Annotated in this window: 22 protein-coding genes, 1 pseudogene and 1 riboswitch; of the genes and pseudogenes, 7 read left to right on the plus strand and 16 right to left on the minus strand. The window is 42.6% G+C overall.

The genetic code is table 11. The features are described from left to right. Positions 1–82 precede the first annotated feature (82 nt). From MJ595_RS04600 to MJ595_RS04625, 6 genes and pseudogenes are all read right to left on the minus strand, one after another. A complete protein-coding gene (locus tag MJ595_RS04600; protein ID WP_263078000.1) occupies positions 83–1,417 on the minus strand; it encodes a transposase in 1,335 nt (444 codons plus the stop codon). 634 nt (positions 1,418–2,051) lie between these two features. Then, the gene (locus MJ595_RS04605) at positions 2,052–2,549 is read right to left on the minus strand and encodes a GNAT family N-acetyltransferase (protein WP_263081320.1); all 498 of its coding nucleotides are present in this window, start codon (positions 2,547–2,549) and stop codon (positions 2,052–2,054) included. A gap of 188 nt (positions 2,550–2,737) precedes the next feature. Further along, positions 2,738–3,772 carry an oxidoreductase gene (locus tag MJ595_RS04610; protein WP_263081321.1) on the minus strand — a complete coding sequence of 345 codons (1,035 nt, stop codon included), beginning with the start codon at positions 3,770–3,772 and terminating at the stop codon, positions 2,738–2,740. A 109-nt stretch (positions 3,773–3,881) separates the two neighbouring features. Continuing rightward, entirely contained in the window at positions 3,882–4,730 is an 849-nt protein-coding gene (locus MJ595_RS04615) for a bifunctional helix-turn-helix domain-containing protein/methylated-DNA--[protein]-cysteine S-methyltransferase (RefSeq protein WP_263081322.1), read from the minus strand. Between the two features lie 24 nt (positions 4,731–4,754). Continuing rightward, positions 4,755–5,273 (minus strand): hypothetical protein, encoded by a 519-nt coding sequence (locus MJ595_RS04620; protein ID WP_263081323.1) that lies wholly within the window; start codon positions 5,271–5,273, stop codon positions 4,755–4,757. Continuing rightward, positions 5,270–5,419 (minus strand): annotated as a pseudogene (locus MJ595_RS04625) (GNAT family N-acetyltransferase); the annotation flags it as partial. The pseudogene MJ595_RS04625 and the gene MJ595_RS04620, both read right to left, overlap by 4 nt. Before the next feature lie 83 nt (positions 5,420–5,502). On the opposite strand from MJ595_RS04625, the gene MJ595_RS04630 reads away from it, so the two are divergent. Then, positions 5,503–6,828, plus strand: coding sequence for a transposase (locus tag MJ595_RS04630; protein WP_263078492.1), 1,326 nt, complete (start codon positions 5,503–5,505; stop codon positions 6,826–6,828). Positions 6,829–6,945: 117 nt separating this feature from the next. Here the strand turns inward: MJ595_RS04630 and MJ595_RS04635 are convergent, their stop codons facing one another. From MJ595_RS04635 to MJ595_RS04650, 4 genes are all read right to left on the minus strand, one after another. After that, complete coding sequence (locus tag MJ595_RS04635; protein WP_263081324.1) at positions 6,946–7,293, minus strand: GNAT family N-acetyltransferase; 348 nt, start codon at positions 7,291–7,293, stop codon at positions 6,946–6,948. A 141-nt stretch (positions 7,294–7,434) separates the two neighbouring features. Next, on the minus strand, positions 7,435–7,800 hold the full coding sequence (locus tag MJ595_RS04640; protein ID WP_263322457.1) for a 3,4-dihydroxy-2-butanone-4-phosphate synthase: 366 nt from the start codon (positions 7,798–7,800) through the stop codon (positions 7,435–7,437). Between the two features lie 211 nt (positions 7,801–8,011). Beyond that, entirely contained in the window at positions 8,012–9,349 is a 1,338-nt protein-coding gene (locus MJ595_RS04645; RefSeq protein WP_263078015.1) for an IS1380 family transposase, read from the minus strand. Positions 9,350–9,444: 95 nt separating this feature from the next. After that, positions 9,445–9,750 carry a 3,4-dihydroxy-2-butanone-4-phosphate synthase gene (locus MJ595_RS04650; RefSeq protein WP_263081325.1) on the minus strand — a complete coding sequence of 102 codons (306 nt, stop codon included), beginning with the start codon at positions 9,748–9,750 and terminating at the stop codon, positions 9,445–9,447. Between the two features lie 106 nt (positions 9,751–9,856). Continuing rightward, positions 9,857–10,009: riboswitch (FMN riboswitch) on the minus strand. A gap of 352 nt (positions 10,010–10,361) precedes the next feature. On the opposite strand from MJ595_RS04650, the gene MJ595_RS04655 reads away from it, so the two are divergent. The 3 genes from MJ595_RS04655 (at position 10,362) to MJ595_RS04665 (ending at position 12,963) form a co-directional block, all read left to right on the plus strand. Next, the gene (locus MJ595_RS04655; RefSeq protein ID WP_263081326.1) at positions 10,362–11,777 is read left to right on the plus strand and encodes an oligopeptide:H+ symporter; all 1,416 of its coding nucleotides are present in this window, start codon (positions 10,362–10,364) and stop codon (positions 11,775–11,777) included. Positions 11,778–11,914: 137 nt separating this feature from the next. Beyond that, positions 11,915–12,388 carry a helix-turn-helix domain-containing protein gene (locus tag MJ595_RS04660; protein ID WP_263078037.1) on the plus strand — a complete coding sequence of 158 codons (474 nt, stop codon included), beginning with the start codon at positions 11,915–11,917 and terminating at the stop codon, positions 12,386–12,388. Then, positions 12,310–12,963, plus strand: coding sequence for an IS630 family transposase (locus MJ595_RS04665; protein WP_263322427.1), 654 nt, complete (start codon positions 12,310–12,312; stop codon positions 12,961–12,963). The genes MJ595_RS04660 and MJ595_RS04665 overlap by 79 nt, the downstream gene beginning before the upstream one ends. Before the next feature lie 74 nt (positions 12,964–13,037). On the opposite strand, the gene MJ595_RS04670 is transcribed toward MJ595_RS04665, so the two are convergent. The 3 genes from MJ595_RS04670 to MJ595_RS04680 form a co-directional block, all read right to left on the minus strand. Further along, positions 13,038–13,766, minus strand: a complete 729-nt coding sequence (locus tag MJ595_RS04670) for a hypothetical protein (protein ID WP_263081327.1) — start codon at positions 13,764–13,766, stop codon at positions 13,038–13,040. A 182-nt stretch (positions 13,767–13,948) separates the two neighbouring features. Beyond that, on the minus strand, positions 13,949–15,316 hold the full coding sequence (locus MJ595_RS04675) for a transposase (protein ID WP_263078002.1): 1,368 nt from the start codon (positions 15,314–15,316) through the stop codon (positions 13,949–13,951). Positions 15,317–15,417: 101 nt separating this feature from the next. Beyond that, positions 15,418–15,867 carry an F-box protein gene (locus MJ595_RS04680; RefSeq protein WP_263081328.1) on the minus strand — a complete coding sequence of 150 codons (450 nt, stop codon included), beginning with the start codon at positions 15,865–15,867 and terminating at the stop codon, positions 15,418–15,420. 154 nt (positions 15,868–16,021) lie between these two features. Here MJ595_RS04680 and MJ595_RS04685 point away from each other — a divergent pair, with 154 nt between their 5' ends. Continuing rightward, the gene (locus MJ595_RS04685; RefSeq protein ID WP_263081329.1) at positions 16,022–16,171 is read left to right on the plus strand and encodes a hypothetical protein; all 150 of its coding nucleotides are present in this window, start codon (positions 16,022–16,024) and stop codon (positions 16,169–16,171) included. Here the strand turns inward: MJ595_RS04685 and MJ595_RS04690 are convergent. Next, on the minus strand, positions 16,137–17,612 hold the full coding sequence (locus MJ595_RS04690; protein WP_263079044.1) for a hypothetical protein: 1,476 nt from the start codon (positions 17,610–17,612) through the stop codon (positions 16,137–16,139). The genes MJ595_RS04685 and MJ595_RS04690 overlap by 35 nt on opposite strands. Positions 17,613–17,701: 89 nt before the next feature. On the opposite strand from MJ595_RS04690, the gene MJ595_RS04695 reads away from it, so the two are divergent. Further along, positions 17,702–18,232: a hypothetical protein gene (locus tag MJ595_RS04695; protein ID WP_263081330.1), complete on the plus strand. Its 531-nt coding sequence runs from the start codon at positions 17,702–17,704 to the stop codon at positions 18,230–18,232. 108 nt (positions 18,233–18,340) lie between these two features. On the opposite strand, the gene MJ595_RS04700 is transcribed toward MJ595_RS04695, so the two are convergent. Continuing rightward, positions 18,341–18,832, minus strand: a complete 492-nt coding sequence (locus MJ595_RS04700) for a hypothetical protein (RefSeq protein ID WP_263081331.1) — start codon at positions 18,830–18,832, stop codon at positions 18,341–18,343. 97 nt (positions 18,833–18,929) lie between these two features. Between MJ595_RS04700 and MJ595_RS04705 the strand changes: the two genes are divergently transcribed. Further along, positions 18,930–19,997, plus strand: a complete 1,068-nt coding sequence (locus MJ595_RS04705; RefSeq protein ID WP_263079463.1) for an IS4 family transposase — start codon at positions 18,930–18,932, stop codon at positions 19,995–19,997. Here MJ595_RS04705 and MJ595_RS04710 read toward each other — a convergent pair. Continuing rightward, positions 19,971–20,138 carry a hypothetical protein gene (locus MJ595_RS04710; protein WP_263081332.1) on the minus strand — a complete coding sequence of 56 codons (168 nt, stop codon included), beginning with the start codon at positions 20,136–20,138 and terminating at the stop codon, positions 19,971–19,973. The two genes, MJ595_RS04705 and MJ595_RS04710, sit on opposite strands and share 27 nt — an antisense overlap. Positions 20,139–20,506 lie beyond the last annotated feature (368 nt).

Below are 20,506 nucleotides of genomic sequence, written 5' to 3' on the forward strand. Positions count from 1 at the left end.
GATGAACAGAGCCAGACTGCTGCTATATCGGCAGTCGGTTTTAATGACAGGTAACACAGGTCACAGGGCTAACATCAACGCTCTATGTCGTATCGACAGTCAGCAACTTCAAGCTCACACTTCGCCCTTCAATGATAGCTGTAAATACGTCTGTCCAGTTATCAATGCAGAACCAGTCAAACAGCCCTCGTATGGCATGCCAGAATGCCTTTTTAGACTTTTTTATCTTGAGCGCTTCCTGGAAGAGCTTGCAAGACAGTTGTTCTATCTGGTTGATGAGGAAGGCCGTAAAAGTCAGGCATGCCAGATTGCTGGCCAGATGCTGCTTTCCGTGCCCGTAATTGTGTTCGAGATGGTAGCCCTGTGTTTTCAGTGTATTGAACGTTTCGTTTTCAATTTTCCATTTAGCGCGTGCTCCTCGCATGAATTTATTCACGTTCTCGGCTGAAAGCTCAATGTCCGTGACCCAGGTGTTGACGTACTTCTTGTTGCCCTCTGGATCAATTTCTATATATTCGAGAAAGTTAACCAGCACATCCGGGTGTGACTTGTTAATGGGGGCACCATTCACAAACCGGAACCAGTGCGTAAACCCTTTATCATCGGTATATTCATAGCGCACCACTTTGTCTGCACAATCCAGCTCATCGACGGCCTGGTATAACGACTCATGGGTTGAATCCTTTGCCACCATAATGAAGCTATAGCCAAAGGACTTTACCAACTTGATGGTCGGTCCATCTGAGTACAGGTCATCAAAAGTCAGAACCAGTGGCAGGTGCGGATGCTCTCTGGATAAATTCGCCAATAGCCGCTTGAGCGCTACCTTCTCACAATCATTCTTTGACGCATCAACTTGTTTGATGATGGGTTCAGGCATTAAAGGTAATACTTCTTTCTTGCCCGGCTTTACCAGACAGCAGGCCAGTAACTGATGGTAGTATTGCGGATTTTTGCTGCCTGGCTTTTTTACACAACACTCAGGACAACTAATCTTCCCTGAGCAAAAGTGCCCCGTACCATCGATAGGCGCAAGATACCCTTCCTCAAAATAAGTGAACTGCTTAAGCCGCCCAGATCGTTGCACAAAGGCAAACAGGCGGGTAAAGAACTTCCTTAAATAGCGTGTTTCGATAGGGTCAATCAGATCCCTCAGATAGGTATCACTGGGGACACAGCTGACATTGTACATCGACTTTAAGTTCTTGAGCCTATCTGGGTTATTGACACAATCCTGATCAAAAGCCAGTAATGAAGGGTATTTCAGGTGCATGACTGCCAGGCCACTCATGACCGCATCATGAAGGACAATTTTGTCATGTTGGCTTTTCTTGCGAAAGTCTGGAATTTGACCCGCTTCATCAGAGACTATTTTGAGCAGTTTTTCAGCAATGGTTCTTGGTTTCGTTAGCGGCACAACATGAGCATCGTTATTATTATTGTGGTGAAATTCTACCGGATAGTCTGCGATTTTAGCAAGAGGCTACCAAGCTACAGCCCTTGTTATTAAGGGCTTTAATCAAGTCTGCGGGAATTGCTGATGATTAAGGGAATATTTATAAATTTTTATATAAAAAATAATAATATTGCTTGGGTTTCCATCTTTCCCTCCAGGATGGAAACCTATTTCAAGCCTGATATAAGGAACAAAAATTCATCACCTATTCCTGCCTATAAAACACCTATATTCTTATAGAGAAAAACCCTGAAAAAAGCATAATCCCCATATTCAAAACCAAACAAAAAACATCTGGTTAATATTTATACGATCTTTGATGACAGGAAAAAATCCATTCTTCGAAAGAACTTAATCAGTCAATAAAAGACAAGAAAAAATCTTTTTCACACCATAAGAGACAAGGCATAGAGAAATATTTAATTTCCGTTGAGTAGAAAAATACTACCACAACCACTTATTTTTAATCTGTGGATAACTCCTTTAATTATGTTAATAAAACAGGGAAAAGGCGCACATAACCAAGAGGTTTTTTGATAATAGATACCTTTATAAAAAAGGCAGATGACAACTAAAAAAAACCTCCAGAATCTCTTTAGCTTTTATCCGACTGCCGGTGATAAATGGTTAAACCTCTGGCCTGGTAATTAGCTAATGCACTTGGGTGATCAAGACTGCAAGTATGTACCCAGACCCTTTCTGTTCCCTGCCACCCCCAGGCAGACTGAATAGCATGAGTTAACAAGTACCCACCAAATCCCCGACCGATAAAACCGGGGGCAAGCCCAAAATAGGCAATTTCAACATTACCATCGCCTTGTTTTTGTAATTCATAATACCCTGCAATAGCCCCTTTACAATAAGCTACCCAGGTTCTTAAATTTTCATTTTCAGCATAAGCCTGCCATTCTTCAGCGGTTAGAACCAGCTTATCCGTCCATTGCCAGGCCTCCCCAACAAGCTGATATAAAAAACGGTTAAGCGCATATTGCTTTATTTCCGCTTCAATAATAGCTAGATCCTCCTGAACTTTTTTTGCATTAAGCGCATCAGGAGAATTCATTTCCAGGTAATAAGTTATTACTTCGGACATACTTCTTTCTATGTGTTTTATTAATATCGATCAAACCACAATCAGGCATAACACTAACAGGAGTATTGGTATAAGGCCAGCTAGAGCAGAGCCAGCGATTACAGATGCGCTTTTTCTAAAAAGAGCCTATGCTCAACAGTTCAGGTGTTAGCCTCCCCAAACTATTGAGCATAAAACTGAAGTAAAACTTAAAGTAATGAACTGACTGCCAGTGTCTTTCCTTCCCGACTACTCCTTTCTGCTACCTCCAGGATTTTAATAACCAGTGAAGCCTGGTCACCCGTGACCGGCACAATCTCCCCTTTTTCTATGGCACTGGCTATACCCTCGTAATAAGAAAGGTAGCACCCACCCTCAGTTTCTACACTTTCCCAATGAGTGCCATGATAAAGCACGCCAAAACTTTCTTCTTCCTCTAAGCCAAAATCAGGTGCTTTAGGGCTTATTCCTCCTTTCAGCTGATTTTCCTGAGGGTCCAGACCATACTTAACAAAACTCCCTTTACTGCCCTGAACCTGAAAACGACAATTAGCTCCTGCTGAATAGGGGCTTGAATGCAATACTACCTCTTTATTCTGGTAGTGAAGCATAACATGAAAGTAATCTGTCGCTTTTGATTTATCTCTTAAGGAAAGGCAGCGGCCGGTCACAGACTGGGGAACTCCAAAGAGAACTAAAGCCTGATCTATCAGATGAGCTCCGAGATCAAACCAGACACCACCGCCTGGTACAGGCGACTCTTTCCAGCGATCCCTGACTTCAGGTCGAAAACGATCAAAATGCGACTCGAAGAATCGTATGTCTCCGAGCTGGTTATTATCAATGAGTTTCTTAACCGTTAAGAAGTCACCATCCCAGCGTCTATTATGAAATACTGATAACATCCGATTCTTATGGTTTGCCAGACGTACCAGCGTATCCGCCTCTTTAGCCGTGGTAGCCATGGGTTTTTCCAGAACAACATGCTTACCTTGTTCCAAGCATGATCTGGCTAAAGGAAAATGCACGTCATTAGGTGCTGTAATAACCACAAGCTCTACACTAGGCGCAGAAATCAACTTATCTGGCGTAGCAAATACTTCAACATCAGGATATTCCGACATGACTCTCTCAGTCTGACTTGAACTGATAGCTACCAATTCAAAGTAGTCGGATGCTTCAATAAGTGGCAAGTGAAAAATGGTGGCTGAAAAGCCAAACCCAATAACACCTACTTTTATCATTACAACTTTACCTTTGATAAATAGAAGGCAGTTTATGCTCTTTTAAGATGGTACCCAAGAAAAGCGATAATTGTGAAAAAAACAGGTGATACTTCTCAGCTTCTGAGATTCAGGCCGAAAACTGGCCTGAATCCCATATCTGCATGGACTGCTTTCTGACTTTCCCCCAACGATAATGACCTAACTCACCATTGCCGCGAATCACTCTATGACATGGAATAAGGAAGCCTATTGTATTGGCAGCTAAAGCACTCCCTACAGCACGCTGAGCTTTTGGAGAACCAGCCATTCCTGCAAGCTGACTATAGGAAACCAGTTGTGATGGAGGGATTTTCAATAGCGCCTCCCACACCTTTAGCTGAAAGTCGCTCCCCCGAAGAACAAGGTTTAGTTTTTTCCTTTTCAGCGTCGATGTAAAAATTTGCGATGACATGCTTGCCGCCTGTCCATTATCTCGCACAAGAGTAGCTTCAAGCCATTGCGCTGCCAGCTCCCGCTCTTTCTCCTGATGATCATTATCACAAAATGCTAAATAACATAGTCCATCGGTCGTCCAGCCAAATAAGCCATCACCAAAGGGAGTTTTCGCAATACCAAAACCAATGGTTAACTCTTTTCCATAAGCTTTAATTTTCTCCGGAATCATAGCCTCATAGTTAATCATCAAGCGCTGTAACTGGCCAACATTAGATAGCCTGGTATTCCGGGTAATATTGAGAAGTTCTCTGGATTGATCAAGAGCCCTTAAAGCATGCTCTTTCGAAAAAAACTGCAAAAACTGCTCCAACGATAGCCCTGCCCAGGCCTTAAAGATTCGCTGCAAATGCCCCTCAGCTAAATTTACTTCTGAAGCGATATCCTCAAGACTTGGTTTATGGGGTGCACTGGCCTGAATAAAATAAATGACACGACTAATAGTTTTATACTGTTGGTACTGATCCGATAACTCGTTATTCATCGCTTACACCCTTTAAGAAAATGACTATCGAACTTTGTCGCTCAACTTAATCACAGCTTTCAAACAAGACTGCATCAATAAATGTTCAAGATCATCTGCATCAAATGTTGCGTGAAGTGGTGAAAGCCCCTTGATAGAAAAAACTTTCGATGCAAACACTTTCCAGGGAAGTTTGGATAACACTTTTACCTGATGCAGCGTCTTGTTATTTTTCACCTTATATAATCGTGCTACAACCTGAACTTTGGGGCGCCAAAAAAGAGGAATGCCACCTCCGTGAAAAGAGACAAAAAAAGCGGCACCGGACTGAAACCGAGGAACAAGAATATCAATCGCCATATCATTATCATCCGGCTCACTCATTGAGCTTGCCAAAGGTAAATCAAAAATCTCCTGAAGCTTCAGGAAAAGAGCGTGATCCAGTTTCTCTTCCCCAAACAGACCCCACTGATCCACTTTACTTTTAACATCTTGCCTGTGGACAACATAAATTTCCCCGAGATATAGCTTTTTAACCTTTTTCTTTTTAAAAAAAACAATCAAAGTAATTTTTCCAGTATTAATCTATCCCTATGCTGAATGCCAAGTTCAAAAACAGGCTCAGGGTAATGATTGATAAAAAAATCACGTTCTACTGTACAGACACGGAATCCAGCCCTTTGGTAAAAAACCAGTTGATGACCAAAGCTCGACTTTAGAGTTACCAAAGAACAATAGTACGATTTTCATCTGAAATCGGTTAATAGCAACCATCTCCAAACAAAATACAAAGATGGTTGCTATGCTCACTTCAGATCATAAAGAGATCCTCCGGGAGCTTGCCTTATATACAACGTTTCTTGCTTCAGCGCTATCCCCAACAGCAGTACCTACGTTCTGCGAACTTCTTTTTGGCTGCATGCTATCCGGGCAAGGCTTTGTCACTCAGGCGCTGTTATCTATTAATAACTTTCAATGCGTATGGAGCAGTTACCACCATTGGCTCTCTCAAGGCAAGTGGCGGTGGAGGAGCCTCGCATGCCGGCTCATTCAGCTGGTATGCTCAAAAGTACCACGGGGTGAACTTATCAACATTGGTCTTGATGATTGGGTGGTGGAGCGTTTTTCTGACAAGGCTCCCGCTTGCCGAACCCATCACCAGCACAGTAAAAAAAGGAACCGGCCAACGTATATCTGGGGACAATGCTGGGTATCCCTGGCTGTTGTATTTGAGCGGGCTAAAGATGAAGTATTTACTGCCATCCCTGTGCTTTCCTTTCCATCTCCTGCTTCAGGCAATGCCAGTAAGCTAAAAATCGCTGTTGCCATGCTAAAAGTAGTGAGGCAAGAGGTGAAGGTGCAAGGACTGCGCTTGCTGACAGACTGTTGGTATATGAACTGGACGCTAATGCAACCCGTTCTGGAAATGGGCTATGAAGTAGTAGGGCAAATCCCGTTAAACCGGGCATTGTATGCCTTACCGTTGGAGTCCACTGCAAAAAAACGTGGGCGACCCAAAAAGTATGGCATCAAAATGACGCCCCCGGAAGTGGAGAAGCTACCGGAATATCAAACAACCGTAAGAATATACGGCAGATTTCGAAAGATACGTTATCGCACCCGGGTATGTCGGGCTCGCTTCCTGAAAGGCCGCAAGGTTCGGGTTGTCTGGGGTCGGTTTGAAAATGATAAAGGACTGACAGAAAGCCGTATATTCATTGCAACCAATACTGGACTTGAAGGTATAGACATCCTTCGTATTTATGCGAAAAGATGGCCGGTTGAACCCATGTTTCAGCAAATTAAACATTCATTTGGTTGCCGCCAGTTATGGCAGCAAAAGCTGAGAACTCTGTTGCGGTGGATGCATCTGAAGATGGCTGGATACGCATTATTGCAACTGTTGACCGTCTGTAAAAATCAAGCAAGCGTGGGCATTTCAAGGATTCCTTGGCGGGATCAGGATACAACCACCGCTGGCATGCTAAGATTTGCACTCGCAGGAATTATCCCCAGATTACCTATTCGTGAGGGCTGGAACCGATATAGCCAAAAATATGAGTTCAATTTTAATAGTTTGACTGACGGAATAGTCAAAGAAAAGAAAAAAGCGGCATAAATAGCGGCAACAACGCAATAATCAAGAATAATACCGAATCTGAAAAAACGTTTGGATGTATTTTTGCACACAATTTTTAAAATATAACCAAACGTTCATGTCATACTAACTCTAAAGTTAAGGACCAAAGGTTCCTGTTCCTAAAACCAGCTTTCTACCTCCCAGGGCTTTTGTTTTATCAATAACATACTGCAATAACAAGCTACCTACCCCCTGGGACTGATAATCCTTAGCCACTGCAATATTCATCAACTCAAAAACAGCATTTCCACGTGGTAAAACGGCACAAACAGCAATTATTTCACCCTCTTTTATTACAGCATACACCCTTGATTTTCTCAGATAACCCTGCACAGCATCTTCACAGGGATCAGCGTCAAGCAGTAGGTCTAGAGGTGCTTGTATGTATGATATTTCAGTAACAACCAAGTTACTGAGAGAAGCAATCTTAGTCGCTATTTGCATTCAGAACACCATAAGTTTTTATGAATACCCAATGCGTTAACCACGCTCAGCTAGATAACCCGAACAAAGCCTACTTTAGCAGTATCTTCACTGAGCGAACAGGATATAAATATCCTGTTTTCAAACTGGTTTTGGTTTATTTCACCGCTTTATTTCATATTGAACCAGATCATCAATTGATACTATTGGCAGCCTATGTTCACAAGCAAACTCAATCAGTGCAGGTAGGCGCATCATACTCCCATCTTTATGAGTCAGTTCACACAGCAATCCGTTAGCAGGCAAGTCAGCAAGAGTCATAAGTTCAATGGTACCCTCTGTATGCCCTCGCCGCTGAAGAAGACCTCCCTTATGAGCTATCAAAGGAAACACATGTCCTGGTCGAGCCAGGTCTTCAGGTTTACTGCTTATAGCAATTGCTGTTTTTACTGTGGTAACCCTGTCAGCCGCAGAAACGCCTGTGGTAACGCCTCTTTTTGCTTCAATAGAAACACCTGAATCCGTGATTTCTTGATTTGCCCGGCAGTTTTGAAAATGTGCTGATTAATTTTTTCCTTTGAAAATAACTCGGGTTATTGATTGAAGTGTTTTTATGTCGTTTTTAAGCATAAATGCTGATCAAAATATCATCAAACTTGAAGACAGGTTGAAAGAAGCCCTACCGTTATCAATACAGTACTTTCTCATTTATGGCATTTTTTTCTATCTCGCTATTCAATCAACAAAGTGCATGCTGGCTTATTAATTGATGGAAAGACCTGAAACCAGGACAGTAACGACCAAAGCGTAGCCGGTATTGATGTCCTTTTTTCAGAAGACGGGCAGCCAGGTAGATGAGTTCCTGTATCACGGTTTTTAACCGGCGTCGTTTGGCTTTATGACGTACCGGCGCATCTGGCCCGAGCAAGCAACTCTGCCCCATGTAGCGCAGAATGTTATAGACCAGTGCACCCAAACACATCACCAGGTCGTTGGTGTCAAACTTGCCTGAAGGCAGGCGCTCTAAATCCATATCAGTCTTCAACTCACTGTGAAACTGCTCGCTGGTCGCATGATCCTCATAAAGATTAATGATCTGATCATCGCTGTAGTCAGCTTCGCTGAGTGTTGTCCACCATCCTTCCAGCTCATAATCGGGTGTCAGAAATCTCTGCCCTACAGTATCAGTGGTACGCTTGATAATGCGAATAATCAGACGCTGGTTACCATAGTTGGTTTCATAGACGGTTGAGAGTGTCGCATAACTCTTTCCTGGACGCGACTCCTCCCATTTGACTTGCTTTTCTTCAAAAATGGGGAGCCAGTGTTCCTTGGTGTGATACTTTCTTGGGTTGAGCTTGATAATGTGATTCACACCTTTGAACCCGGCGATTTCCCGGCGCGATTCCTCAGCATCGTGGCCACTATCAAGGCGAACCAGAATAGGCGCTCGGGTCAAACGTCGGCTGCGGTGCAGCACTGCTTGTAAAAAGCCAATAAAATCATTCTGGGAGTGCTGAGAGCCTGGGCGTAATTCACATCCCAGGCACCAGCCTTCGCAGCCAAAGTAAGCGGCAATAGGGGCATAACCAAAGAATTTTTTATACGTGTACTCGACCCCCTCCTTTTTGGTATTGCTGTTATCCATAGGGAATACGTCGATATCCAGTGGTATGTGCTGCTTCTTATCGAGTTTTTTCGGAAGGGGTGTGACGGGCACCTGAAGATTAACCAGGACATCGGTAAGGCTGTCCTCGATGAAAGGAATCAGTTGGGCGGCATCTTCATTGAAACGCTGTCTTAAGCGGCTGGCTGAAGGCATTTGTTTAATGCCCATTGCCAACCGGAACCAGTCGTTATCCCGGTTATTATCAACATTATCAAAATCACTTTTACCCTGAGCCAGTTGGCCGCAGTAAGCTCTGATCAGGTCGATATGAGTGATACGGTGCCTTTTTTTTATTTTGCGCAGGGATTTGCTTAACGCTGTCTTTTTGTTGAGTGCATGACCAACGAAATAAAGCCCTGCGACCGGTGTATAAAATTCCGTCTGTGATTGTTCAATTTTCAGTTTCACAAAAATGCACCCAGGTGGTGAAAATTAGAGTGGGTGCATTTTAACTTGGAACTTACGTTTTGTGGTTGATCCAGAGGAGTTGGGCTACAGTGAACTCACGGATTCAGGGAAACAGTAAAGGCCGTTTTATTTTTACTAGAATTCACATCAACCATGGGAGGTAGCTTCAACTGGGATGCTTTTTCATCAGTTAAGCAAAGACACACAATACCGCTGCATTCCCGAATTAACATCGCCATTTGCTCAATTGTTATTGACGAAGCAGAGAAAATAAGATCCCCTTCATTTTCCCGGTCTTCATCATCAACTAAAATAACGCCTCCCCCACTTCTTAAGTGAGCAATTGCCTTTTCTACTCTGTTTGAATAACTGCCAAATTGGTTGAGTAAAGATTGATTCATGGATATACCTTTCATGATAAAAAATAACCAGAATCAGGGCATGAAAATAACAGCAGCGCAAAGCCGCTATCATAATGAAAACAGCATTAAAACAGATTAAATTCTGTTCATTTCTCTTTCATCCGGACTATAACCGTCGGCTCTGGAGTCACACCAGATCTGCTGACCTAAACAAGCATACCGTTTAGCGCTCGTGGGCTTTTCGTAATTCAACGAATTTACCACCGGTGGGGAATTTCACCCCGCCCTGAGAAGCATTATCAAATAACATAATCATTTTAAAAAATAATTATATTGATACACAACAAAAGTTTATTAATGTCTAATCAGTATAAGAAGAAGCCTCATATATTGTCCCTCCCACACCATAGCCATAAGAACAAAGCTAAAAAGATAAGCGGGAAAAACAGTGGAGTTTATAGCAGTCTTTTATCTACTGTTTTATCTACTTTTTCAATGATATTAATACCAATCCTCCCTAAAAAATAATAAATTTGTGGGTAAATACAGGAAAAATCCTTTTAGTCATTCTCTCTTGCCATAGGTCAACCCATAAATACTTACTAAAAGTAACATGGCTGCGTATTACTCGAAAAAAAGTGAAGAATCTTATGAAATATGAATCTGTTGGCGTGCTGAAACAGCCTCGCCCTTTTTACATGATTTTTTTTGTAGAGTTATGGGAGCGTTTTGGCTATTACGCACTTCAGGGTGTATTAGCGGTTTACTTTGTAAAGCAGCTTGGGTTTTCTGAAGCAGACAGCTTTGTCACCTTTGGTGCCTTTGCAGCTTTAGTTTATGGTTTGATTTCTATTGGCGGCAAAATTGGCGATAAAGTACTCGGTACTAAACGTACCATTATCCTGGGGGCACTGGTGCTTGCCTTGGGTTACTTACTGATGGGCGCTTCAATTTTGTACCCGGATCTGGTATTTCTGTCTCTTGGTTTTGTTGCAGTGGGCAACGGACTGTTTAAGGCAAACCCTTCCAGCCTGTTAGCAAAGTGCTACGACGAGAATGATTCACGCATGGATGGCGGTTTTACCCTGTATTACATGTCCATTAACATCGGCTCATTTATCTCTTTATCCCTGGCACCGGTCATCTCGGAAAAATTTGGTTATACAACGACGTATATTATATGTGCGATTGGCTTGGCAGCCTGTCTGTATAGTTACTATCACTTTCGCGCCAGTGTCCAGAACATTGGCTCACCGGCCGATGATCAACCACTAAACAAACGCCATTTATTTTATGTGTTACTTGGAACAGTCATCGGCGCATTTATCTGTGCCTGGTTATTGCGTCACGTCTTTATAACAAACCTGGCAATCGCCCTGATTTCTCTAGTAGTTGTTTGCGTGTTCTTTAAAGAGACCTTTCAGCTTAAGGGCGTAGAACGAAATAAAATGATTGTTGCGTTTATTTTAATGATCGAAGCCATTGTCTTTTTCTGTCTATACGCCCAGATGCCAACCTCTCTTAATTTCTTCGCCATTAATAATGTTGATACTCACCTGCTGGGTTTCAATATGAACCCGGTGAGCTTCCAGGCTTTTAATCCTTTCTGGATTGTTCTGTGCAGCCCGTTACTGGCAGCATTATACAACAAAGTGGGCGATAACCTGACCATGCCCGCTAAATTTACCATTGGCATGTTTCTGTGTGCTGCAGGCTTCTGGTGTGCCTATCTGCCCGCCTTTTTCCATACATCAGCCGGAATGGTCAGTGCCTGGTGGCTGGTCTTTGTCTACATGTTTCAGTCCATTGGTGAGTTAATGATTTCTGGTCTTGGTCTGGCAATGGTTGCCGCACTGGTGCCACAAAGACTCATGGGCTTTATTATGGGCGCATGGTTTTTAACACAAGCTGCATCTTTTGTTATTGGTGGTTGGATTGCGACATTCACTGCCGTACCAGAAGGTGTCACTGACCCCTTAAAAACACTGCCACTTTACACCGGTACGTTTGGAAAGATTGGTATTGCCACCACCATCGTTGCAGTGTTGATGTTAATAACTAAGTAGGTCATAGTTTGGTTTCAAATAAACTGGATGTTCGGCCAGTACGAGAAATCTACTTCTTGATCTAACGATCAGATAGCTATTGAATGATACATTTACTCTATTATAAAGAGAGTACTGGTCTTTAAATCCCTCTCCCTATGAAGTACGTCACTACAATCACTGATGAAGCTGTTTTATTAACTTTGAAATTCGCCAAACACTACGGACCTCTGAGATGTATAAGGGAAAGAGCCCATAGCCTTTTATTGAGCAATCGTGGCTTTACCCTTGAGCAAATTGCCGAAATACTTGAAATTAGATATCAAACTGCTTCTCAGTGGATTGATGATTGGGAAGAATATGGTATTCGTGCCTTGTACAAGGGGCATGGTGGCGGTAGGCCGTGCATATATGACGAATCCGAAGTGCAACGCATAAAAGAATTAGTGGCTGAAGAGCCTCGTCGCTTATCGTATGTCAAATCCAAGATCGAGGATGAAACCGGTAAATCTTCATCAAAAATTACTCTGGCAAACATTGTAAAAAAGCAGGGCTGGTTTACAAAAGACTCCGTAAATCATGCAAACATAAACGGGACGAAGAGCAATTCCATGACTGTAAAACTGCTCTGAAAGATGCCCAGGAAGCCGAGAGCAAAGGGTTAATCAATTTATTTTATTTTGATGAGTCCGGCTTTACCCAGGAACCTTGTGTGCCATACGGTTGGCAGGAAAAAGGAAAGCAGCTCAGAATACCATCAGTCAAAAGTAAACGCATCAACGTACTGGGGTTTATGAACCGAAGCTGTGAGCTATTTCATTATCCTGTTGTGGGTTCAGTGAATAGCGATACGGTGATTGCGGCCTTTGATGACTTTGCAGAGAAAATGGCAGATGAAAAATACAGCTCAAATGATCGTTACACGGTAGTTATGGTGGATAATGCCAGCATTCACACCAGCAAAAAGTTTTGTGCCAGAATTGATGACTGGATGATTGAAAAGAAATTGCTGGTCTGCTTTCTGCCAACATATTCACCTGAGCTCAACCTGATTGAAATCCTGTGGAGGAAAATAAAGTATGAATGGCTCAACCTCTTGTCAATCAAGAGCTTTGCGGAATTTGAAAAAGAAGTTGAACGGGTGCTTTTTTCATTTGGAGAGGAGTATATGATCTCATTTTCTAATACTGTCCGACTGGATGGTTAAATTATTCGAAAGCAATCTATACACTACTTATTGATCAATAAATGGGTGTCTTTAAAAACAATTACACATTACGTCTACAAAATAGTGCAAATACTTTCCATCAGTTCCTGGTCTCTAAAAGGATAAAAAATACATCCTGTTGGTGTTGTAAAAGTAAAATCATCCATTAACTCCCTCATTTTATTATCTTCATCCCGCATTCGTCTTAGATCCTTCTTTTTTGCTTCAAATTTAAATTCTTCACGTCCATATAGTTTGTTGTTTTTATATGAAACAAGATATTTAAGCAGTAGCTTGCGCGGATCTTTTGTCCTTTCCGCCATACCTAAACAGTCAAGAGGTATTATTTCTTCATTTCCTGAACAGGAAAGTTTCTGTATTTTTTTTCTTTTTAAATTATCAAAAAAAGACAGTACCCTACATCCTTTTCTATCAATAAACTTAACAGCAGACATGGGATTTTCCCGAATAAGACACAACGCCTCTTTATACTTTTTCTTTTTTATTTTGTTATTAATATCAAAAATATTTATATCATCTCTAACTTCCATAAAAACAGCATCTACAGCTGCAATCAAATCTTTATTAGCATCTTTTCCTACAGATAAAAAACCAATAATCGTATGCAATAAACCCAAAATATCAAAATCCTCTTGTATCTTTGCACATCTTCTAACAACGATATAAAGTAACAATGATGTATAGTTCATTGACCCTGACATTTCATCTATTTCTTCCAGATCCTCACTACTTAGGGATTGAACGAGATTGTTCCTTGTATATTGTTTATAGTGTAAAAACATTTGTTTATTTAAATCTTTATCTGTTAGCTGCCAGCTATTCCCGCATGATGAACGTCGATGATCGTTGGTATTGACAATAAGGCAGCAAAAATAATGAAGCCGATCAAAACTGAGCCGCCAATTAACAAAGCGGAGCTTTAAAGAAAAAATGTCACCCCTGAACGTAGCTACGATATGGCCGGTTATGATGTATCGAATGGAATCACCCTTTTCTCTTCAATACCATGAGTTACTGTGTAAAAAAGCCCCTCCCACGTTTTTATCAGCCAATGCAAAAAATAGCCCTGTATCCATTTCCATAATGCTATACGGACTCCTTTTGAGCGGGTTCTTAAAGCTTCCTGAAACTGGGGACAGCACAGTTCCTGTATTTGATCTACGAGAAAAGCAAGCATCGTCAGATAGGCCAGATTTGTGGCTAAGTGCTTCTCACCGTGACCGTAGTTATGTTCGAGATCGTAGCCTTGATTTTTCAGGGTGTTAAACGTCTGGTTCTCAATATGCCATCGGCAGCGCCCTCCTTTCATGACGGGTTCTATGGTTTCTTCGTTAAGCGGAATATCAGTCACCCAGCACCAGATATGCTGTTTACCTTTTTTATCGGTTTCGACAAAATCAAGCACATTAACCTGTTCTGCATATTTTGCCTTGTTCAGCCTGACGTCATTGGCATAGCGAAACCACCACTTAATTCCAGTCTCTTCATTAACTTTTTCAGCACGGTGAACTTTTCCTTCTTTATCCAGCTCATCCATCGCTTCAACCAGCGAGGCATGGTTGCCATCTTTCGCGACAATGATGTAATGCCAGCCATAACTCTTAATCAGTTGGACAGTGGGGTTGTCAGCATAAAGACTGTCCAGAAGAATAACGAACTTTAGACGTGGGTGATGCTCTCGTATGGTGGCAAACAACCGTTTAATGGCATTTTTTTCACAGTCATTTTTGGTCGAACCGTCCTGGCAAACTATGGCTTCCGGTGCCAATGGCAAGACTGTTTTTTGATCCGGGTGAGCAATGCATGCTGCCATTAACTGGTGGTAGTGAGCTTCGTTGGCCTTTCCCTTATTTTTAGTACAGCACTCCTGACAAGGTTTTTTATTATTGCAGGAGTAAAATAGCCCAGTTCCATCGATCGGGAGCAAGTAGTGATTTTTCAAGTTCCCGCAGTGAAATTCGAATGCCTTCAGTAATCCGCCCCTTTGGACGTTAGACAGCAATGTCTTAAAAGGCTTTTTGAACTCTACGGGATCTATTGGATCCAGGATTTCCCGCATACTGGTATCACAGGGAGCACGTTTTTTTATCTGATACAGGTGCTCAAGGTTATGCCTTACTTCTTGCTCTGTTTTATCACGCTCAAACGAGAGGAGCGATGGGTACTTGAGATGCATCATGGCAAAAGCGGACATGGAGGCATCATGTATTGTTATTTTTCTGGAATCCTTGTTTGGTCGGACATCTGGAATTTGCTCATAACTTTCAGAAATCGTAGTAATTAAACTGTTTGCACAAAGATGCTTACGACTTTTTTGGAATGGATAAGCCATGAGAGACAGCCATTGATAAAGTATCCCTATCAAAAGTAGACGTTATTTTGTGCGAAATCACTCCATTTGGAATTTACTGTAAGCCTTGCTGTTGCAGTGATTTAATTGATGTCACGGGAATAGCTGGTTAGCTGCGGATACTTTTTTTTCAAATATAATGACTGAAACTTTTCACTTATAACGGACTTGAATAATAAACATACCTCCTCACAATTAAATAGATCATTTAGTGATAGATTTTTGAAAATTTTTTCTATCATCTCAAAGGGAAGATCTGTAATATTTATAGGGTTTACTATATCTCTTTTTCTTTCATACCTTGTTCCACTTCTAGTATCCAAGAATTTGCCAGGCTCATCCTGAAAAAGTCTTTTATATCTAGCACCACTTCTTGTCACCATAGAGTCCAGCTTGTAACATTTTGATACTGATAATGCACTTTTTTTACTTTTCACTTGTGCAGGCGTACTAATTATAAACAAAGATAAAAGTACGGAAATTAAGAGCTTAAAACAAATATTGTTCAAATGCATATCTTCAGGGATCGACATTCGCTGGATGAGAGCAAGTAACTATTGGCAGCTATTCCCGTGACATCAATTAAATCACTGCAACAGCAAGGCTTACAGTAAATTCCAAATGGAGTGATTTCGCACAAAATAACGTCTACTTTTGATAGGGATACTTTATCAATGGCTGTCTCTCATGGCTTATCCATTCCAAAAAAGTCGTAAGCATCTTTGTGCAAACAGTTTAATTACTACGATTTCTGAAAGTTATGAGCAAATTCCAGAGGGTGAAAGTCTCATATTGACCACAACTAAACACTGCCACCTTTCTCTGGGAATGGTATGACATTGCTTGTAGCAGCCTTGGTGACTTTCCCGCAATAAGTTGCAGCAAATAACTTCCAGCCATTTTCAAACCAGTGGCTCTGAACTAATGACCGAAGCGTCAATACGCCCTGACCACCCGGATTTCGCCAGCGCATACCTGAGCACTTCATCCGCTGGGTAACCAAGGTTTTACAGGCTGCCTCTACCACACCAGAGCCGATCGGAAGGTTATTCGACAAGTGTTCAGCATAGCGCATACGCTGGCGATTTTTTCTGAAATACTCCAGCTCGGTCTTTAATTTTGAGCGGCGCGGATGCTTTTTATGCTGATAAGCCAGGGCTTTAATAATGCGCTCAACCCCATCGAGTTCCTCTTTTAGGACGTGTCGGTAAGTGACAAACTTTTCTTTGGACTTGATGCTGTTTTCTCCATAAGCCTGGTCAAATGCTTTCTTCAGGTGATCGGCTGCGTGGTAGTAATCAATAACCTCAACACCCGCTGGTAGTTCCTGGGAAAGGTATGACCAGTTGTCCTTGGCGCCATCAGCGACTTTGACCAGTGACAGCTGTGGCTTTTGTCGCAACGCTTCTTGCAATAGTGCTGACAAAGACTGCTTGAGTGTGAGTTTTTTAGTTTCTGGCATTCGTCCTATGCGGACTGTTGATAAACGCTCCCCCTGTTGATCGTAAAACGACAAAGTTCCGCAACTGGCCTCCTTGCAACCTGTTGGCCCTTGAGTCCGTTTGCCTTCAGAAGCGCTCCTGGCTCGCTTTTCTACTCGTTTGCCATCTTTCATGGGCAGCATAACGCCATCCAGGGAGGCGGCTACTGTGACCGCATTGGTGGGCACGTTAAGTTTCTCAATAAGCATCTCTTCAAAAGGCTCACGGTGCTGTTCCCACTGAGTATTAAATTGCCTGGGGAAACGAGCAAGACTGCTTTCTGAGGGAGACATACCTCCCATGAGATCAAGGAGGCTTTTTGCTTCACCGGGAGACATTTGAGCAACAACCCAGGCAGCTTGCTTTGCAGCCCGAGGCGTCCAGAAGCCTTCCACGATCCCGGCTTTCAACTCCATGGGCACGATACACGGCTCTTTGCCGTTACGGTAAAGTGTTCGCATAACCCGGACTGAACCAACCGCTGTCTGGTAGGTTTTATAACTGCGCAACACCTGCTTATAAGTGATCCCGCTGACCTCAATAGCTGGGGTATCAATATCAAGCTCAGCCAGCGCCTCTGCTAAAAAATCTTGCTGAGCTTGATTAAAGAGAGCATTAACGGTCTGCTCAAACTCTTCAAAGTGCCTGATAGGATTGCCAGACTCTCGCAGAGCCTGCAATTGGTGGCCTAACCGTTGAATCGCATCACAAGAAATGGTGGCGGCTTCAGTCCGTAGCTGACATACTTCCATGGGGCGGCCTCTCACTGGCAAGGTGTTGTGTGCTATCAACATCATACCTGTGATTGGCTGCCTTCTGTTTAAGCATTGAAAAAATAGCTGCCTACTACTTTCCCCGGTTGGCAAGCTGAAGAAGCTCGGTCAATTTGAGACTTTCACCCACTGGAATTAAGTGGTGGTTTCGCTATGCCAATGACGTCAGGCTGAACAAGGCAAAATATGCAGAACAGGTTAATGTGCTTGATTTTGTCGAAACCGATAAAAAAGGTAAACAGCATATCTGGTGCTGGGTGACTGATATTCCGCTTAACGAAGAAACCATAGAACCCGTCATGAAAGGAGGGCGCTGCCGATGGCATATTGAGAACCAGACGTTTAACACCCTGAAAAATCAAGGCTACGATCTCGAACATAACTACGGTCACGGTGAGAAGCACTTAGCCACAAATCTGGCCTATCTGACGATGCTTGCTTTTCTCGTAGATCAAATACAGGAACTGTGCTGTCCCCAGTTTCAGGAAGCTTTAAGAACCCGCTCAAAAGGAGTCCGTATAGCATTATGGAAATGGATACAGGGCTATTTTTTGCATTGGCTGATAAAAACGTGGGAGGGGCTTTTTTACACAGTAACTCATGGTATTGAAGAGAAAAGGGTGATTCCATTCGATACATCATAACCGGCCATATCGTAGCTACGTTCAGGGGTGACATTTTTTCTTTAAAGCTCCGCTTTGTTAATTGGCGGCTCAGTTTTGATCGGCTTCATTATTTTTGCTGCCTTATTGTCAATACCAACGATCATCGACGTTCATCATGCGGGAATAGCTGAATGGCAAGACTGTTTTTTGATCCGGGTGAGCAATGCATGCTGCCATTAACTGGTGGTAGTGAGCTTCGTTGACCTTTCCCTTATTTTTAGTACAGCACTCCTGACAAGGTTTTTTATTATTGCAGGAGTAAAATAGCCCAGTTCCATCGATCGGGAGCAAGTAGTGATTTTTCAAGTTCCCGCAGTGAAATTCGAATGCCTTCAGTAATCCGCCCCTTTGGACGTTAGACAGCAATGTCTTAAAAGGCTTTTTGAACTCTACGGGATCTATTGGATCCAGGATTTCCCGCATACTGGTATCACAGGGAGCACGTTTTTTTATCTGATACAGGTGCTCAAGGTTATGCCTTACTTCTTGCTCTGTTTTATCACGCTCAAACGAGAGGAGCGATGGGTACTTGAGATGCATCATGGCAAAAGCGGACATGGAGGCCTGTGTACGGGACAAAAATCAGGAAAGCTAGAAAAACCAAGGGGTATGAGCTGACGCCCATGTAGAGTAACCTGTATGGTCTCTAACCTCCGTACAGTTACCGTAGTCGTACATGGAAGACGTCAGCTCATTAGCCCAAGAGCTTAAAGCTCATCTCCCCTGGCATCAAGCCCGGATTATATTTCTTGCCCAGTTCATACTTGCTCTCATAAGGGCACGCTCCTGCAACCTTTGCCGTGTGGCAGAAGAGTTCCAGAGCAAAGCGCTGGAAGACTCCAGCTATCGGCGCATAAAACGATTTTTTTCAGGCTACACATATTGCTATGAGCAGCTCGGACGGTTGATTTTACATTGGCTGAGTCTCACCACCTACACACTCTGCATGGATAGAACTAACTGGAAATTTGGCTCTCATCACGTCAACTATCTGGTGGTTTCAATTGCCTGGCAGGGTGCTGCCATTCCTATCGCCTGGGTATGTCTGGATAAGTCAGGCGGCAACTCTAATACCGCCGAGCGCATAGCCATCATGAAGAGAGTGCTGGCGTTGATCCCGGCAGACAAGATTGATGAACTGCTCGCCGACCGGGAGTTTGTTGGCCGTGATTGGTTTAAGTGGCTGGATGAGCAAGGCATTATCTGTCGGCTTCGAATAAAGGAAGACACTCCTGTTCTTGGTAGCTGTGGTAAAGACATTAATGCCAAACAACTATTCAGGAATGTAAAACTCAATCAGACAGAAACTTGGTTCACCAAGCGTAAAGTATCTGGTGTCTGTTTATATATCGCTGCCAGACGCACGATAAAAGGTCTTTTGATTGTAGTGGCAACGAAGAAACCTGAAACTATGATCGAAGACTATTATAAGCGCTGGTCTATTGAGACTCTGTTTGGCTGCCTTAAAAGCAGGGGATTTGACCTTGAATCGACTCATATGACTGAGCTTGACCGTATGGATAAGCTGATGGGGGTTCTTGCACTGGCATTTGCCTGGTGTCTGATAGCAGGGCATTGGAAATACGGGGAAGCGGAAGGGCTGCCTCTCAATAAGCACTGGCGACCAGCCAAAAGCCTGTTCCGACTGGGGTTGGATATGCTCCGAAGAGTTTTGAAGAATGGATGTTCAAAAAGTGATCAGATTGATTTTCAGATTTTACTTAAAGTTTTGTCCCGTACATAGCATGGAGGCATCATGTATTGTTATTTTTCTGGAATCCTTGTTTGGTCGGACATCTGGAATTTTCTCAAAACTTTCAGAAATCGTAGTAATCAAACTGCTTGCACAAAGATGCTTACGACTTTTTTGGAATGGATAAGCCATGAGAGACAGCCATTGATAAAGTATCCCTATCAAAAGTAGACGTTATTTTGTGCGAAATCACTCCATTTGGAATTTACTGTAAGCCTTGCTGTTGCAGTGATTTAATTGATGTCACGGGAATAGCTGATAATCAGGCTAAGAAAAAATATTCTGCATAACGGATCGGAGGTTTTAACTTAATACTTGAATAGCTATAGAAAATAGACTTTAGTAAATCTCTGTATAAAGTATTTTATGTCCAGTTAAATCGGCATGACTGTTTCTTACAAAAGACAGCTTATTCTAAGCCTATTTTTTACCTTTCTAACTGATCAAGTATCAGCAATTACGCTTACACATTTAACTGGCTGCAGTGATGTATTGGAGTC

The sequence above is a fragment of the Endozoicomonas sp. Mp262 genome (assembly GCF_025643335.1).
Lineage (GTDB): Bacteria > Pseudomonadota > Gammaproteobacteria > Pseudomonadales > Endozoicomonadaceae > Endonucleibacter.